Below are 16,630 nucleotides of genomic sequence, written 5' to 3'. Positions count from 1 at the left end.
ACCCTGTCCACGTCCCTCACCGGCCCCGCCCAGCCCGCCGTGAGCCTGCCCGCGGGCACCTACCAGGCCCGCCTCACGCCCTTCAGCGCGCCCCAGGCCGCCCAGGCTCAGGAGACGCCCGCCGCGCCCGCGCCTACCGCGACCCCGCCCGCGCCGTAGCGGCCGGGCCGTCCGAAGCGCGCACCAGCCGCACCACGGCGTCCACCCACTCCGGGTGGGCGTTGAGGGACGGCACCAGCGTCAGCGACTCGCCGCCCGCCTCCACGAACTGCTCCTTCGCGCGGAGGCCAATCTCCTCCAGCGTCTCCAGGCAGTCCGCCACGAAGGCCGGGCACATCACCGCCAGCCGCTTCACGCCCTTCGCCGCCAGCTCCGGCAGCACCAGGTCCGTGTAGGGCTTCACCCACGGCGTGCGCCCCAGCCGCGACTGGAAGGACACCGTGGAGCCGCCCTCCGGCAGGCCCAGGCGCTGGGCCAGCATCCGCGCGGTCGCGAAGCACTGCGCGCGGTAGCAATGCCGGTTCGCGTCCGTGATGGCGTCGCAGCAGCCCGCGGACGACAGGCAGTGCTGCCCCGTCGGGTCGCTCTTGCGCATGTGGCGCTCCGGCAGCCCGTGGAAGCTGAACAGCACGTGGTCCGCGCGCGTGTCCGCGATCACCGGCCGGGCCACCGCCGCGAACGCATCCAGGAAGCCCGCGTCGTCCCAGAACGCCGGCACCGCGCGCACGTTGGGGACGTCCCAGCCCTCCGCCAGCACCTCGTAGGTGCGCGCCAGCGACGACGCCGAGGACGACGCCGCCTCATGCGGGTACAGGGGCAGCACCGTGAACTCCGACACGCCCTTCGCCTTCAGCCGCGCGATGGCGTCCGGCAGCGACGGGTTGCCGTAGCGCATGGCCAGCTCCACCTCGTAGTCGCCCGCCAGCCGCTCCCGCACCGCCGACTCCAGCGCGCGGCTGTACACGAGCAGCGGCGAGCCCTCCTTCATCCACACCTTGCGGTACGCCTCCGCGCTCTTCGCGGGGCGGAAGGGCAGGATGAAGAGGTTCAAGAGGAACCAGCGCCCCACCGGGTGGACGTCGATGACGCGCGGGTCGTTGAGGAACTCGCGCAGGTAGCGGCGCACCGGGCCGGACTCGGGCGCGTCCGGCGTCCCCAGGTTGACGAGCAGCAGTCCCCGCTTCGTGGTCGGCACAGGCATGCGCGAAGTCCCCGGCGCCTTTCAGTGCAGCGCGTGCGGCAGCGTGAGCGCGAACTCGGCGATGCGCGCCTCGAAGCGCGTGCCGTCCGGACGCTCCATCTCGTAGGTGCCGCGCATGGTGCCGAAGGGCGTGCGCAGCATCGCCCAGCTCGTGTACTCGAACCGCTCGCCCGGCTTGAGGTGCGGCTGACGGCCGACCACGCCCTCGCCCTTCACCTCGTCCACGTGCCCCTGGGCGTCGGTGATGATCCAATGCCGCGAGCGCAGCTGCGCCGGCACGGTGCCCTCGTTGAACAGCTCCACCTTGTACATGAAGGCGAACTGCCCGGACTCAGGGGTGCTGCGCTCCGGCCAGTAGGTCGGCTCCACGGTGACGCGGATGCCATCGGTGGTGGCGGTGGACATGGCGGGAGACTTGGCAGCGACTCCCGCCTGATGCAAGCGAAACGCAGGGCCCGCCCGTCAGCCGCGGTCCTGCTCCCGGGCGGGCGCCTCCGGCGCCTTCTCCCCTTCCGGAGGCTTGGGGAACACCAGCGACGCGAGGATGGCCACCAGGAGGCACCCGCCAATCACGGCCAGCGAGATGCCAATGGGAATCTTGTACCAGTGCTCGATGAGCATCTTCACGCCCACGAAGGCCAGGATGACGCCCAGGGCGGCCTTCAGCAGGTGGAACTTCTCCATCAGGCTGGAGACGACGAAGAACAGCGAGCGCAGGCCCAGGATGGCGCAGACGTTCGACGTGTAGATGATGAACGGGTCCTTGCTGATGCCCAGCACCGCCGGGATGGAGTCCATGGCGAAGAGCAGGTCCGTGGCCTCCACCACCATCAGCACGATGAACAGCGGCGTCACCTTGCGCCGGCCGTCCTCGGTGATGAAGAAGCGGCTGCCTTCACCCTGGCGGGCCACCGGCAGGAGGCGCCGGGACATCTTCACGATGAAGCCCGCCTCCGGGTCCACGTCGTCGTCGTCCTTGGCCCACAGCATCTTGGAGGCCGTGTAGACGAGGAACGCACCGAACAGGAAGATGAGCCACTCGAAGCGGGCCACCAGCGCCGTGCCCGCGACGATGAGCACCGCGCGCATCACGAACGCGCCCAGGATGCCCCAGAAGAGCACCCGGTGCTGGTGCTGCGGCGGCACCCGGAAGTAGCCGAACACCATCAGGAAGACGAACAGGTTGTCGACCGACAGCGCGTACTCCACGACGTACGCCGTCAGCCACTCCAGCGCCGGGGCCTTGCCGCCGTAGTGCAGGATGCCCCCGCAGAACGCGAGGCTGATGCTCACCCACACGAGCGTCCACAGCGTCGCCTCCTTCGACGACACCGCGTGCTCCTTGCGGTGGAACAGCCCCAGGTCCAGGGCCAGCATCGCCAGGACGAAGACGTTGAAGCCCACCCAGGGCCAGAGTGTCTGAGTCATCACGCCCGCTGCCTACTCCGGGACGGCCCCGGCGGCTACTCCCATTCGGTCGCCGGCCGCCGCAAGACCACCAGGGAACGCCCCACCGCCTGCACCTTGCCGCCCGCGGGCGTGTGCGTGCGCAGGGACTCGCCCGTGGCCGCGGTGTCCACCACCAGCTCCCAGTCCGCGCCCCACTCCAGCGCGGGCAGCATGAAGGTGATGGGTTCGTGGTGCGCGTTGAGCAGCACCAGCAACGTGTCCCCCACGATGCGGTGGCCCTCGTCGTCCGGCGTGGCGATGGCATCCCCGCCCAGCAGGAAGGCCAGGGAGCGCACATAGGGCTTCTCCCAGTCCTCGCGCTTCATCTCCTTGCCGTCCGGCCGGAACCACGCCAGGTCCTTCAGCTCGCTGTCCCAGATGTGGGCCCCGCGGAAGAAGCGGCGCTTGGACAGCACCGGCTGCTCGCGGCGCAGCTTGATGATGCGGGAGGTGAAGTCCAACAGCTGGCGCTGCTTCTCGTTGAGCTCCCAGTTCACCCACGACAGCTCGTTGTCCTGGCAGTAGGCGTTGTTGTTGCCCTTCTGCGTGCGGCCCATCTCGTCGCCCGCCACCAGCATGGGCACGCCCTGCGACAGGAAGAGGGACGCCAGGAAGTTGCGCTTCTGCTGCTCGCGCAGCGCGTTCACCTTGGGGTCGTTCGTCTCCCCCTCCACGCCGCAGTTCCAGGCGTGGTTGTCATTGGCGCCGTCGCGGTTCTCCTCGCCGTTGGCCTCGTTGTGCTTCTGGCTGTACGTCACCAGGTCGTGCAGCGTGAAGCCGTCGTGCGCGGTGACGAAGTTCACGCTCGCCGTGGGCTTGCGGCCGGACAGCGCGAACAGGTCCGAGCTGCCCGTGAGCCGCGAGCCAATCTCCGCCGCCTGCCGGTCGTCGCCCTTCCAGTAGCGGCGCATGGTGTCGCGGTACTTGCCGTTCCACTCGCTCCACAGCACCGGGAAGTTGCCCACCTGGTAGCCGTAGTCCCCCACGTCCCAGGGCTCCGCGATGAGCTTCACGCGGCTGAGCACCGGGTCCTGGTGGAGGATCTGGAAGAAGGCCGCGCGGGTGTCGTAGCCGTGCCGGTCTCTTCCCAGCGTCGTCGCCAGGTCGAAGCGGAAGCCGTCCACGTGCATCACTTCCACCCAGTAGCGCAGCGAGTCCGCGATGAGCTTCAGCGCGTACGGGTGCGTGGCGTTCCACGAGTTCCCGCACCCGGTGAAGTCCATGAAGTAGCGCGGGTCCTTCTCGCTGAGCCGGTAGTACGCGCCGGCGTCCAGCCCCTTGAAGGACAGCGTGGGCCCCAGGTGGTTGCCCTCGCAGGTGTGGTTGTAGACCACGTCGAGGATGACCTCGATGCCCGCGCGGTGCAGCAGCTTCACCATCCCCTTGAACTCCGCGACCTGCTCGCCCAGCGAGCCCGACGCGCTGTAGCGCGCGTCCGGTGCGAAGAAGCCCAGCGTGTTGTAGCCCCAGTAGTTGGAGCGCCCCTTCTGGGTGAGGAACGGCTCGTCCATGAAGGCGTGGATGGGGAGCAATTCCACGGACGTCACGCCCACCTTCTTCAGGTGTTCGATGGTGGCCGGGTGCGCCAGGCCCGCGTACGTGCCGCGCAGGTGCTCCGGCACGCGCGGGTTCAACTTCGTGAAGCCCTTCACGTGCAGCTCGTAGAGGACCGTCTTGTGCCAGGGGACCTCCGGCGGGCGGTCGTTCTCCCAGTCGAACCCGTCCGACAGGATGACCGCCTTGGGCACGCCCCAGGCGTCGTCCTGCGTGTCCATGACGAGGTCCTCCTCCTTGCCCCCGTGCACGTACCCGTGGATGGGCGCCTTGGGGTCCACCTTGCCGTGCAGCGCCCGGGCGTAGGGGTCCACCAGCAGCTTGTGCGGGTTGAAGCGCAGGCCCTTCTTCGGTTCGTACGGCCCGTGAACCCGCAGGCCGTACAGACAGCCCGCGTGCACGCCCGGCATGTAGCCATGCCAGACGTGGTTCGAGGTCTCCAGCAACGGGAAGCGGCGCGTCTCCTTCTTCGGGTCGGCGGGGTCGAAGAGACAGACCTCCACCTTCTTCGCGTGCTCACTGAAGACGGCGAAGTTGACGCCGTTCCCGTCGTACGTGGCGCCCAGGGGAAACGGCTTCCCTGGAAGCACCTCGGCCCTTCTCATCCAGTGCTCCTCTCCAGCAGCACCACCGGGAACTCCGCGAGGAGCGGCCCCAGGGCCAGCCCCACGCCCCCCGGCCCCTGCTGGGGACGGACGGTGCGCCCGGTGAAGACATTGCGGAACATCATGCCCGCATATGCCTCCGGAAGGTTCAGGAACGTACCGTCGTACACTTGCGACAGGCCCCCGGACTCCAGCGCCTCCAGGGTGTAACGCGGCGCGCAGGCAATCAGCACGCTGTCACCGTGCGTGCGAGCGAAGCCCACCGCCGCGGGCGAGCGCGGCCCGGACAGCTCCAGCGCCTCGTAGCCGCCCATGCGGAACAGGTCCGCGTACTTCTGGCGCAGCCGCAGCGCCTCCGCCAGGACGAAGAGCTTCACCTGCCCGTCGTCCATGTCCTGGCCCAGCCGCGCGCACAGGGCCGGCCGGTCCTTCGCCGCCGCCGCGTCCAGCGCCGTGAGCAGCCGCTCGCGCAAGCCGTAATCCACCGGCCGGCGGTTGTCCGGATCCACCAGCGACAGGTCCCACAGCTCGCAGCCCTGGTACGTGTCCGCCACGCCGGGCGAGGCCAGCTTCAGGAGCATCTGCCCCAGCGCGTTGTGCTGGCCCGCGCGCTCGATGCGGCGCTTGAAGGCCTTCACGTCGTCCAGGAAGGCCTGGCTCTTCGCGGGGTCGAAGCACGCGTCCACGAAGCGCGCCATCGCGTCGTCATAGGCGCCGTCCGGGTTGGTCCACGAGGTGCGGACCTTGGCCTCCTTGATGGCCTTGGCCATGTACTCGCGAACGCGGCGGTGGAACTCCTTGAACTCGGCCTCGGGCACGTGCTCGCCCATGGGCCACGCGCCCACCACCGTCTGGAAGAAGAGGTAGACGTCGTTGGACGACGGCGCGGGGCCGGAGGGCAGGTGGCTGACGAAGGCCTGCGTGAGGTCCGCCCAGGCACGCACCCGCTCCCGCCACACCTCCGGCAGCTCCGTGAGCACGTTGATGCGCGCGCGCACGTCCTCGCTGCGCTTGGTGTCGTGGGTGCTGGAGGTGAGCATGCTCGACGGCCAGCGCTCCGCGCGCTCCTGGTTGCGCAGGTGGAAGGTGGTGGCGCGCATGCCGAAGTGCTCCGGCTCGCCGCCCACCTCGTTGAGGCTCACCAGCCGGTTGTAGATGTAGAAGACGGTGTCCTCCAGGCCCTTGGCCATGACGGGGCCCGTCACCTGCTGGAGCTTCATCGCGAACCGCAGCATCACCGCCTTCTCGTCGTCCCCCACGTTCTCCGGGTAGCGGCCCAGGAGGATGTCGCGCAGGAAGTCGAAGATGGACGCGTTGGTGGTGGGGTTGCGCTCCTTGGCGCGCTGGAGCGTCCACTCGATGTACTGCACGTCGCGCACGTCCAGCTCCGCGCGCCAGCCGTCCACGTAGGTGCGGTAGACGGGGAACAGCGCGATGAACTCCACCAGCGCGCGCCTCAGGCTGTTGAGCGTGAAGTCGCGCGTGCGGCGGTTCATCTCCGAGATGCGGTTGAGCTCGTGCGCCAGCACGTTGATCTCGCTGGCCATGCTCACGCGCATGATGAGCAGCTTCTTCTGGTACACCAGCTCCGCGAAGTCCTGCGTGCCGCCCGCGAAGCGCTCGTACGTCTCCGTCAGGTGCGCCTCCGCGGCCGGGTGCACGAACAGGCCGCTCACCGCGTTGGCGAAGCGGTAGCCCGTGGTGCCGTGCACCGCCCACGCATCCGGGATGCGCTCGCGGCCGCCTTGAATCTTCTCCACCGCCACGAAGAGCGCCTTGCGCAGCGGGCTGTCCGGCGTGTCCATCACCTCGCGCCGCCACTTCGCGCGCAGGAGCGACTCCACCTCCGGCCACCGGTCTTCCGAGCCGCCGGGACTCCCCTCCTTCTTCTGCGCGTTGAACCGCGCCCGCGCGCGCTCCACGAAGAAGCGCTCCTGCAGGTCCAGGAAGTAGGCGGTGGGGTCGAAGAGGCCGTCCGGGTGGTCGATGCGGATGCCCGTGACGCGGTCCTCGCGCAGCCAGTCGAAGATGAGCTGGTGGGCTTCCTGGAAGACGTCCGGGTCCTCCACGCGGATGGCGGCCAGGCCGTTGATGTCGAAGAAGCGGCGGTAGTTGATCTCCTCGCCCGCCACGCGCCAGTGCGCCAGCCGGTAGCTGCACCCCTGCAGCAGCGCGTCCAGCATGTCGAAGGAGCGCACGTTGCCGGGCGTGCCGTTGAACACCCGGACGTTCTCCTCCACGTACGCCGCCAGCTCCGGGCTGTCCGCCACCACCGCGCCCAACCGGCGCTTGATGACCTCCTTCTCGCGGTGCCGCTCAATCACCTTCGCCGGGCTCACCTCCGTGCGCGGCGGCAGGTGCTCCAGCGCCGTCAGGATGGAGAGCAGCTCCACCAGGTGCGGAGACTCCGCGCCCAGCTGCTTCTCCAGCCGCTCCAGGCCGTGCTTGAGGATGCTCGCGTACTGCCGCGGCGCCACCGGCAGCCGGTGGTCGTAGTAGTGCAGGTGGAAGGCGCCGGACTCGTAGGACAGCTTCAGCTCGCCGCGCTCCAGCACGATGCCGTACTGGTCCCCCAGGATGGGCAGCAGCACCTTGTCCGCCAGCTCGTCCTTCACCGGGCGCCAGTCCACGTCGAAGAACTTCGCGTAGACGGACGACGGGCCGTTCTCCAGCACGTCCAGCCACAGCCGGTTGTCGCGCTCGATGCCCATGTGGTTGGGCACCACGTCCAGCACCTGCCCCAGGCCGTGCTCGCGCAGGGCGTCACAGAGGGCCGCGTGGTCCTCCGCCGTGCCCACCTCCGGGTTGAGCCGCTGGTGGTCCACGCAGTCATAGCCGTGGGTGCTGCCGGGCGTGGCCTTGAGGTAGGGCGACGCGTAGAAGTCGCTCACCCCCAGCCGGGCCAGGTACGGCACCAGGGCCTTCGCGTGCTGGAAGGTGAAGTCCTTGTGCAGCTGCATCCGGTAGGTGGACAGCGGTGTGACGCGGCGCGATTGCAGCTCGCGTCGGACCTGCTCGAACAGGCCTTCCGCCTGGGCTTCCACCGTCGTGTGCGTGCCATCCGCGTCCGCCTGCCGCGCGGAGCGCTCCCCTGCCTCGGAACCGTCGTGGAACATGGGCCCCAGAGGTAGGTCCGACGCGGCGCGTCCGCCAGCAGGCAGATGTGCCTTCGCCCCCTTTTCAACGCTCCAGGCGGGCGCCTGTTGGAGGGGAAAAAAGCGGAGGGCCCGTCCCGCGCGATGCGTGACGAGCCCCCAGGGTCCTTCGGGTGACCGGCGACGGCCCCGACGGGCCCTGCACCGTTCAGCTCAGGTGCTTGTTCACCAGCGCGGTCATCTCGAACATGGTGACGTTCTTCTTGCCGCCGAAGATGGGCTTCAGCTTGTCGTCGGCGTTGATCTGGCGCTTGTTCTTCGCGTCCTGGAGGTTGTTCTTCTTGATGTAGTCCCAGATCTTGCTGACCACCGCGGTGCGGGGCAGCGGCTTGTTACCGACGATCGCCGCCAGCTCGGTGGAAGGCGTCATCTCCTTCATGAACGCGGCGTTCGGCTTGCGGCCCGCGGCCTTCTTCGCGGCAGGGGCCTTCTTGGCGGCGGGAGCAGCGGTCTTCTTCGCAGCGGCTTTCTTGGCGGCCATTCGTCTTGTGTCTCCTCCCCTCCGAAGGGGACGTTGCACGGCGTGCTTGCATCTTCAAGCTAGAGCCGATGGCGCGTAGTAGCACGGCCTAGAGCGAAAAACAGCGTCCATCGCGCGCTTTTTCCCTCTGGGGCTCCTCGGAGCGATGGATTCGAAGCCTAGAACTCGGCCCCGCAGCGCATTCTTCCCTCGGGAACGGAACCCACGCGACGCGTCCGGAGGCCCAGAAACCGGCTCCGGAGGCCGTTTTCCCTCGGGGATTGTGCCTGCCGACGCGTCCGGAGGCGGAAAGTCGGCGCCGGGAGCACCGTCCTCCTCTAGGGAGACGGTGCCCATTTCGGCGGTGGACGGGATGTGGCTTTTCGGATGAAACAGCACCCATGAATGCCCTCATCACTGGCGCCGGCGGCTTTCTGGGGACCTGGCTCGCGCGGGCGCTGGCCGCTCGCGGCGACCGTGTCTCATGCCTGTTGCGCCCCACCACGGACACCCGCGAGCTGGAGAAGGCCCTGGAAGGCCACCCGTGGACGCGGGTGGTGGGCGACGTGACGGACCCCGGCTCGCTGGCCGGCGCGGTGAAGGGCGTGGACGTCGTCTTTCACCTGGCCGGCATCCGCCGCGCCGCGCAGCGCGACGAGTTCATGCGCGTCAACGCGGAGGGCACCCGCCTCATCTGTGAAGCCATGGCGGCGCTTCCCCAGCCGCGCCCCCGGCTGGTGATGTGCGGCTCGCTGGCGTCCCACGGCCCCTCCACCCCGGAGCGGCCCCATGTGGAGGAGGACGCTTTCCATCCGCATGAGTGGTACGGCGAGAGCAAGGCGGAGGGGGAGCGCATCGCGTTCTCCTTCCAGGACCGGCTGCCCGTGACGGTGATCCGCCCGCCCCGCATCCTGGGGCCCGGGGACAGGGAAAACCTGACGTTCTTCAAGCTGGGCAAGAAGGGCATCCGGCTGGAGCTGGCCGGGGGCCCCCGTCCCCTGTCCCTGGTGGACGTGGAGGACGTGGTGGACTTGCTGCTGGTCCTGGCCCAGAAGCCGGAGGCCCTGGGCGAGGCGTTCTTCTGCGCGGGCCCGGAACGGCTGACCCTGGAGGAGATGCAGGACCTGGGGGCGAAGGCCCTGGGCTTCCAGACGCGCACCTGGCGCCTGTCCCCGGCGGTGCTGACGGCCCTGGCCACGGCGGCGGACGGCGTGACGCGGCTGACGGGCCGGAAGCTCCCCCTCAACCGGAAGCTGGCGCGGCAGCTGCTGGCGCCCGCCTGGACGTGCTCGGGGGCCAAGGCCGAACGCCTGCTGGGCTTCCGGCCGCGCCGTGGGTTGGCGGAGAGCATCACTCGCAGTGGTGAATGGTATCGCGCGCAGGGCTGGTTATAGACCCATGCCCCCAAAGGGCCGGCAGCCCACGCCGGCCCATCCGCTTTCGTTGACCGGACCCCCCCCAGGATGGGAGGAAGCCCGACCGCCCATGCCCCCCAAAGTGCCCGCCAAAGCCGCCTTCTTCGACGTCGACGGGACGCTGGTCCGGACGAACATCGTCCACGTCTACGCCTACTACGCGACGAACCGGGGCTCGCTCCGGGGTATCGCGGGCCGCACCCTGGGGACCGCCCTGGGGTTGCCGGTGTTCGGCATCCTGGATGCCGTCAACCGCAAGGCCTTCAACGAGTTCTTCTACCGCTACTACTCGGGCCTCAGCGAGGACCGGCTGGTCACCATCGCGGAGGACATGTTCGAGGACGTCCTCAAGCCCGCGCTGTATGAGCAGACGCAGGACCTCATCGACGAGGCGCGTCGTGCCGGCTGCCGCATCGTGTTGGTGACGGGCGCGCTGGACTTCACCATGCGCCCGCTGGCCCGGCACCTGGGCTGCGACGACGTCATCGCCAACAAGATGCAGTTCGTGGGCGGCAAGGCCACCGGCAAGGTGATTCCGCCCATCATCGAAGGCGCCAACAAGGCCAACGCCATCCGCGCCTACTGCGAGCGCGAGGGCCTGGCCCTCAACCAGTGCCACGGCTATTCGGACAGCGCCTCCGACTACGCCATGCTCGCCGTGGTGGGACGGCCCACCGCGGTGAACCCGGACCTGCGGCTGCGCTCGCTCGCGCGCGCGTACAACTGGCCCATCCTGGACCTGAAGTAACCCCCCACCCCTTCCGCCGTCCCTCAATCCATGCGCCCGCTCAAGACGCTCCAGAAGCTGTACGACGAGGAAAGCCAGGTGGTCATCACGGAGAAGGGCAGCCCTCCGCGGGCGCTCTTCTACGGCGAGGGCTTCCTCCAGGAAGACCTGCCCGTGGGCACCCGGGTCATCTTCCCCCGCCCCCCGCTGGAGGGCGTGCCCAACGTGAAGGCCGCCATCCGCTGGGCCATCAACCACCCGGAGGGCATGGACCCGCTGCACGCGCTGCTCAAGCCCGGCATGCGGCTCACCTGCGTCATCGACGACATCAGCGTGCCCTTGCCGCCCATGGTCACGCCGGACGTGCGCCAGTCCATCCTGGAGGTGGTGCTGGAGCTGTGCGCGGACTCGGGCGTGGATGACGTGCACCTGGTCATCGCCAACGCGCTGCACCGCCGGATGACCGAAGGCGAGATGAAGCGCATGGTGGGCGAGAAGATCTTCGACGCCTACTACCCGGACCGCTACTACAACCACGACGCGGAAGACCCGGACGGGATGACGGAGCTGGAGCGCACCAGCCACAACGAAGTGGTGGCGGTGAACCGGCGCGTCGCGGAGAGCGACCTCATCGTCTACGTGAACATCAACTTCGTGCCCATGAACGGCGGGCACAAGTCCATGGGCACGGGCGTGACGAACTACGCGTCGCTGCGGCACCACCACAACCCGAAGACCATCCGCGAGTCGGACTCCTACATGGAGCCGAAGGCGAGCGCGCTCTACACGAAGAACTCGCGCATCGGCACGGTCATCGACAACACGCTGAAGGTCTTCCACATCGAGACCACGCTGAACAACCGCATGTTCGGCGCGCCCACGGACTTCCTCGCGAAGAAGGAAGAGGACTACACGGAGGCGGACCGGCTGAAGTTCCAGGCCCTGCGCTTCACGCTGTCCAAGCTGCCCCGCGCGGCGGCGCGCAAGGTGCTCAACGCCATCCCCGCGCCCTATGACGTGACGGGCGTGTTCGCGGGGGCCACGGAGCCCACGCACGCGAAGACGCTGGAGCAGAGCTGGAAGCAGTACGTGGTGCCGGTGGAGGGGCAGAGCGACATCGTCATCTTCCCCATCCCGTTCGTCAGCCCCTACAGCGTCAACTCCATCCTCAACCCGCTGCTCGTGCAGGTGATGGGGCTGGGCTACTTCTACAACCTCAACCGGGGCGTGCCGCTGGTGAAGAAGGGGGGCGTGCTCATCCTCCTGCACCCGGCCTACGACGAGTTCGACCCCGTGCAGCACCCCAGCTACATCGAGTTCTTCCACCGGCTGCTGCCGGAGACGCGGGACTCCATGAAGCTGGAGCACAAGTACGAGAAGGAGTTCGCGGAGAACCCCAGCTACGTGCACCTGTACAGGAAGGGCAACGCCTACCACGGCGTGCACCCCTTCTACATGTGGTACTGGGGCGAGAACGGCCGCCAGCACGTGGGCAAGGTCATCGTCGCGGGCGCGGAGAACAACCACGTTCCGGCCCTGCTCGGCTGGGACCGCACCGACACCCTCTCCGAGGCGATTGAAGAGGCGCGCGGCTTCATGGGGCGCTCCGCGTCCATCAGCCTGCTGCGCATCGCGCCCACGGTGATGGTGGACGTGAAGTGAAAGGGTCGCACACGGACATGGCCACGCTTCCCCAGCTGAACGTCACCGAGGTCTTCACCGGCAAGCGCATCGTCTTCGTCGGCACCACCGGCTTCGTGGGCAAGGTGACGCTGTCGATGCTGCTGGCCCACTACGGCGACGTGCTGGACCGGGTCTACGTCGTCGTGCGCAAGGGCAGCGCCGCGTCCGCGGAGCGCCGCTTCTTCGACAAGGTGGCGCCCAGCGAGCCCTTCCAGCCGCTGCGCGACCGCCTGGGCGACGACGGCGCCATGGAGTACCTGAAGGCCAAGTGCACCGTCCTGGACGGCGACATCACCGACCCCTTCGTGGGCCTGGAGGAGGCGCAGGTCGCGGCGCTCACCGGGCAGGTGCACGCCATCGTCAACTGCGCGGGCCTGGTCTCCTTCAACCCGTCGCTGGAGGTGGGCCTCAACGTCAACACCCACGGCGTGAAGAACGCGGTGGCGCTGGCGCTGCGCTGGTCCGTCCCGCTCATCCACATGTCCACCGCGTTCGTCGTGGGCAACCGCAGCGGGCTCGTCTTCGAGGACGAGCCGGTGCTGGGCTACTTCCCCAAGCAGGGGGAGATGGACGGGCGCGACTTCAGCCTGGAGCAGGAGCTGGCGGACGCGGACAAGATTGTCGCCCGCCTGCGCGAACAGGCGGATGACAAGGCGCTCACCTCCATCTTCCGGCAGAAGGCGCTGGACCGCCTGGAGGAGGAGGGCCGCGACGCCACGGATGAGAAGACGCTGCGCCTGGCCGTGGGCCGCGAGCGCAAGCTGTGGCTGTCCGGCGAGCTGGTCCGCGCGGGCATGGAGCGCGCGCAGCACTGGGGCTGGCCCAACACGTATACGTACGCCAAGCACCTGGGCGAACAGGTGATGGCGGGGACGCCGGGGCTTCGCTACTCCATCGTGCGGCCCTCCATCGTGGAGAGCGCGGCGCACTTCCCCTTCCCCGGCTGGAACGAGGGCTTCACCACGTCCGCGCCGCTGGCGTACGCGGGCATCAAGGGCCAGCGCGGCATCCCCGCGGGCGACCACGCCATCCTGGACATCATCCCGGTGGACCAGGTGGCGGGCGCCACGCTGGGCATCACCGCGCATGCGATGCAGGTGGAGGAGCGCCGCGTCTACAACCTGGCGTCCGGTGACGTGAACCCGTTCCTCGCCAGCCGCTCCGTGGAGCTGGTGGGCCTGTACCGCCGCCGCTACTACCGCAACCGCGAGACGGGCAACACGCTGGTCAACGCGCTGCGCTCGCGCATCGAGCCGCAGCCGGTGAGCAAGCAGGAGTTCCAGCTGCTCAGCGCGCCCATGCTGGCGAAGGGCGCGAAGCTGCTGAAGAAGGCCATGGACGAGGTGCGGCCCGCGTGGGGCGCGCCGCGCGTGCAGGCGCTGATGGACAAGGCCCGCATCGCGCTGGACGAGGTGGAGTCGCAGGCAGGCAGCCTCTCCGGCCTCATCGAGCTGTTCCTCCCCTTCCTCTGGGAGAACCGCTACGTCTTCCGCTGCGACAACACGCGCTCCGTCTACGAGCGCATGGTGCCGGCGGACCGCGCCAAGATTGACTGGGCGCCGGACCGCATCGACTGGCGCGAGTACTTCCTGGGCACGCACCTGCCCGGCCTGGAGAAGTGGGTGTTCCCCGGCCTGGACGAGGAGCGCGAGAAGCGCACCGCCATCCCCGCGCACCGCGACCTCCTGGAGCTGTTCGAGGCCACCGTGCACGCGTACCGCCACCGGGTGGCGTTCCGCATGGCCGCGGGCGAGAAGGAGGAGCGCTTCACCTTCGGCGAGGTGCACCGCTACGCGGCCCGCGTGGGCAGCTACCTCATGGCCCAGGGCATCAAGCGCGGCGACCGCGTGCTGCTGGTGTCGGAGAACCGGCCGGAGTGGGCCATCAGCTACTTCGGCATCCTGCGCGCGGGCGGCACCGCCGTCCCCGTGGACCCCGCGCTCACGGAAGCGGAGGTCGTCAACATCGCGAAGCGCGCGGCGGCGAAGCAGTGCCTCGTGTCCGAGCAGGCCGCCCAGGACTTCCCCGGCCTCTTCAACGCGCTGGGCGAAGGCGTGGGCGTGGCGAGCTTGGCGGAGGCCATGACGGGCGACCCGGCGTTCCCGGACCGCATCGGGCCGGTGAGGAAGTCCGCTGGCGCCGACGACGTGGCGAGCGTCATCTTCACCTCCGGCACCACCGGCACGCCCAAGGGCGTGATGCTCACCCACCGCAACTTCGCGTCGCTGGTGGCGAAGCTGGCGGGCGCGTTCGACGTGGGCGTGGGCGACGGTGTGCTGTCCGTGCTGCCCCTGCACCACACGTTCGAGTTCTCCGCCGGCTTCCTCACGCCGTTCATGCGCGGCGCGGAGATCACGTACATCGACGAGCTCACGTCGGACCGGCTGGGCGACGTCTTCGAGACGGGCCGCGTGACGGCGATGATTGGCGTGCCCGCGCTCTGGCAGCTCCTGCACCGCAAGATTACCCAGGAGATGGCCGCGCGTCCGCCGGTGGTGGAGCAGGCGCTCAAGGCGCTGATGGCGGCCAACGGGGAGCTGCGCAACCGCAGCTCGCTCAACCTGGGCAAGCTGCTGTTCTGGCCGGTGCACCGCAAGTTCGGCGGCCGGGTGAAGGTGCTGGTGTCGGGCGGCTCCGCGCTGTCCGAGGAGGTGCACCAGGCCTTCCACGAGCTGGGCTTCACCATGCGCGAGGGCTACGGCCTCACGGAGGCCGCGCCGGTGCTGGCGGTGTCCGAGGCCACCAACAAGCGCGTGAAGGGCACGGTGGGCAAGGCGCTGCCGGGCATCGAGTTCAAGATCCAGAACCCGGACAACGACGGCATTGGCGAGGTGCTGGCCAAGGGCCCGAACGTGATGGCGGGCTACTTCGGGGACCGCGAGGCCACCGAGGCCGTGGTGAAGGACGGCTGGCTGCACACCGGCGACCTGGGCCGCATGGACGACGAGGGCCGCCTGTACCTCATGGGCCGCGCCAAGGACGTCATCGTCGACGCCAACGGCAAGAACGTCTACCCGGACGAGCTGGAGGAGCTGTACCAGGAGCACGAGCACATCAAGGAGCTGTCCATCGTCGGCCTGCCGGAGGACGCGGGCGGCGAGAAGGTGGCGTGCCTGTGCGTGCCGGACTTCAAGGACCGCCCGCGCGAAGAGGTGCGCCACGAGCTGGAGGAGCACTTCCGCAAGGTGAGCGCGGGCATGCCCTTCTACCGGCGCGTGAAGGTGCTGCGCTTCTGGGACGGCGAGCTGCCGCGCACCTCCACGCGCAAGGTGAAGCGCAAGCGCGTGGTGGAGGAGCTGCAGCGGTTGGATCGCGTGGCGGCCAGCGCGGGCCGCGTGAAGGAGAAGGCACAGGCGGCGTCCAGCACGGGCGGCGTGTCGGACTGGCTGCATCCGCTCATCGCCGAGGTGTGCCACCGCCCGGTGTCGGACGTGCGGCCGGACGCGCAGCTCATTGGCGACCTGGGCTTCGACTCGCTGATGCTCACGGAGATGTCCGTGGCGCTGGAGGGCGCGGGCGTGCCGCTGCCCGCCATCGAGGACCTGACGCAGGTGCAGACGGTGGAGGACCTGCGCAAGCTGGTGGTGGCCTCCGGGCGCCGGCCTTCGCAGGAGACGCGGGCGCGCGACATCAAGAAGCAGGCCGAGCGCGCGGAAGAGGCCGAAATTCCGGTGCCGGAGTCCGTGTCCGCGCTGGGCCGGCAGCTCTTGTCCTTCGGGCAGAAGGTGCTCTACGGCGGCGTCTTCGACGTGAAGGTGACGGGCAAGACGTTCATCCCGCAGAACCGCAACTTCCTCGTCATCGCCAACCACGCCAGCCACCTGGACGCGGGGCTGGTGCGCGTGGTGCTGGGTGACCAGGGCGAGCGCATGGTGTCGCTGGCCGCGCGCGACTACTTCTTCGACACGCCGCTCAAGCGCGCGTGGTTCGAGAACTTCACCCACCTCATCCCCATCGACCGGCAGGGCAGCCTGCGTGAGTCGCTGCGCGTGGCGGGCGAGGCGCTGCGGCAGGGCTTCAACGTCCTCATCTTCCCGGAGGGCACGCGCTCCAAGACGGGCGAGCTGATGGAGTTCAAGCCGACGCTGGGCTACCTGTCGCTCACCTACGGCGTGGACGTGCTGCCGCTGTACATCCACGGCGCGTACGAAGCGCTGCCCAAGGGCTCCATGTTCCCGAAGACGAAGGAGCTGGAGGTGCACGTGGGCCCGGCGCTGGAGTACGCGTCGCTGAAGGCCCGGGCGCAGGGCATGGCGCGCTCGGAGGGCTACCGCTACGTGACGCACATCGCGGAAGAAGCCGTGCGCGCGCTGAGGGCGGGCAAGGTGTTGGACCTGGAGCAGGTGGGCGCGGACCGGGACTTCACCCCGCCCGCCCGGGC

General features: G+C 69.0%; 10 protein-coding genes. 4 read left to right on the top strand and 6 right to left on the bottom strand.

What is annotated here, in order from left to right:
• Positions 1-133 precede the first annotated feature (133 nt).
• The 6 genes from hemH to D7W79_RS23900 all read right to left on the bottom strand — a co-directional run bounded on the left by hemH (position 134) and on the right by D7W79_RS23900 (position 8,445).
• Positions 134-1,201: a ferrochelatase gene (gene hemH / locus D7W79_RS23925; protein ID WP_120527707.1), complete on the bottom strand. Its 1,068-nt coding sequence runs from the start codon at positions 1,199-1,201 to the stop codon at positions 134-136.
• Positions 1,202-1,222: 21 nt separating this feature from the next.
• Positions 1,223-1,606, bottom strand: coding sequence for a Co2+/Mg2+ efflux facilitator ApaG/CorD (gene apaG / locus D7W79_RS23920; protein ID WP_120527706.1), 384 nt, complete (start codon positions 1,604-1,606; stop codon positions 1,223-1,225).
• 57 nt (positions 1,607-1,663) lie between these two features.
• Positions 1,664-2,629: a TerC family protein gene (locus D7W79_RS23915; protein WP_120527705.1), complete on the bottom strand. Its 966-nt coding sequence runs from the start codon at positions 2,627-2,629 to the stop codon at positions 1,664-1,666.
• A 35-nt stretch (positions 2,630-2,664) separates the two neighbouring features.
• Positions 2,665-4,809, bottom strand: coding sequence for a glycogen debranching protein GlgX (gene glgX / locus D7W79_RS23910; protein WP_120527704.1), 2,145 nt, complete (start codon positions 4,807-4,809; stop codon positions 2,665-2,667).
• Complete coding sequence (gene treY / locus D7W79_RS23905) at positions 4,806-7,925, bottom strand: malto-oligosyltrehalose synthase (protein WP_208729821.1); 3,120 nt, start codon at positions 7,923-7,925, stop codon at positions 4,806-4,808. Before treY ends, glgX begins: the two co-directional genes overlap by 4 nt.
• A 187-nt stretch (positions 7,926-8,112) precedes the next feature.
• Positions 8,113-8,445 carry an SWIB/MDM2 domain-containing protein gene (locus D7W79_RS23900; RefSeq protein ID WP_120527703.1) on the bottom strand — a complete coding sequence of 111 codons (333 nt, stop codon included), beginning with the start codon at positions 8,443-8,445 and terminating at the stop codon, positions 8,113-8,115.
• A gap of 380 nt (positions 8,446-8,825) precedes the next feature.
• On the opposite strand from D7W79_RS23900, the gene D7W79_RS23895 reads away from it, so the two are divergent.
• The 4 genes from D7W79_RS23895 to D7W79_RS23880 all read left to right on the top strand — a co-directional run.
• Positions 8,826-9,818 carry an NAD-dependent epimerase/dehydratase family protein gene (locus D7W79_RS23895; RefSeq protein WP_120527702.1) on the top strand — a complete coding sequence of 331 codons (993 nt, stop codon included), beginning with the start codon at positions 8,826-8,828 and terminating at the stop codon, positions 9,816-9,818.
• Positions 9,819-9,921: 103 nt separating this feature from the next.
• Positions 9,922-10,587 carry an HAD family hydrolase gene (locus D7W79_RS23890; protein WP_120527701.1) on the top strand — a complete coding sequence of 222 codons (666 nt, stop codon included), beginning with the start codon at positions 9,922-9,924 and terminating at the stop codon, positions 10,585-10,587.
• Between the two features lie 30 nt (positions 10,588-10,617).
• The gene (gene larAH / locus D7W79_RS23885; RefSeq protein ID WP_120527700.1) at positions 10,618-12,228 is read left to right on the top strand and encodes an NPN-dependent hydroxyacid isomerase, LarAH14/15/16 family; all 1,611 of its coding nucleotides are present in this window, start codon (positions 10,618-10,620) and stop codon (positions 12,226-12,228) included.
• Positions 12,229-12,245: 17 nt separating this feature from the next.
• The coding region (locus tag D7W79_RS23880) for an AMP-binding protein (protein ID WP_120527699.1) at positions 12,246-16,630 on the top strand (4,385 nt) is incomplete at its 3' end.

Source organism: Corallococcus exercitus, from assembly GCF_003611585.1.
GTDB classification, from domain to species: Bacteria; Myxococcota; Myxococcia; order Myxococcales; family Myxococcaceae; genus Corallococcus; species Corallococcus exercitus.
Note: the sequence above shows the minus strand (reverse complement) of the source record. Positions and strands in the feature narration are given on the sequence as shown.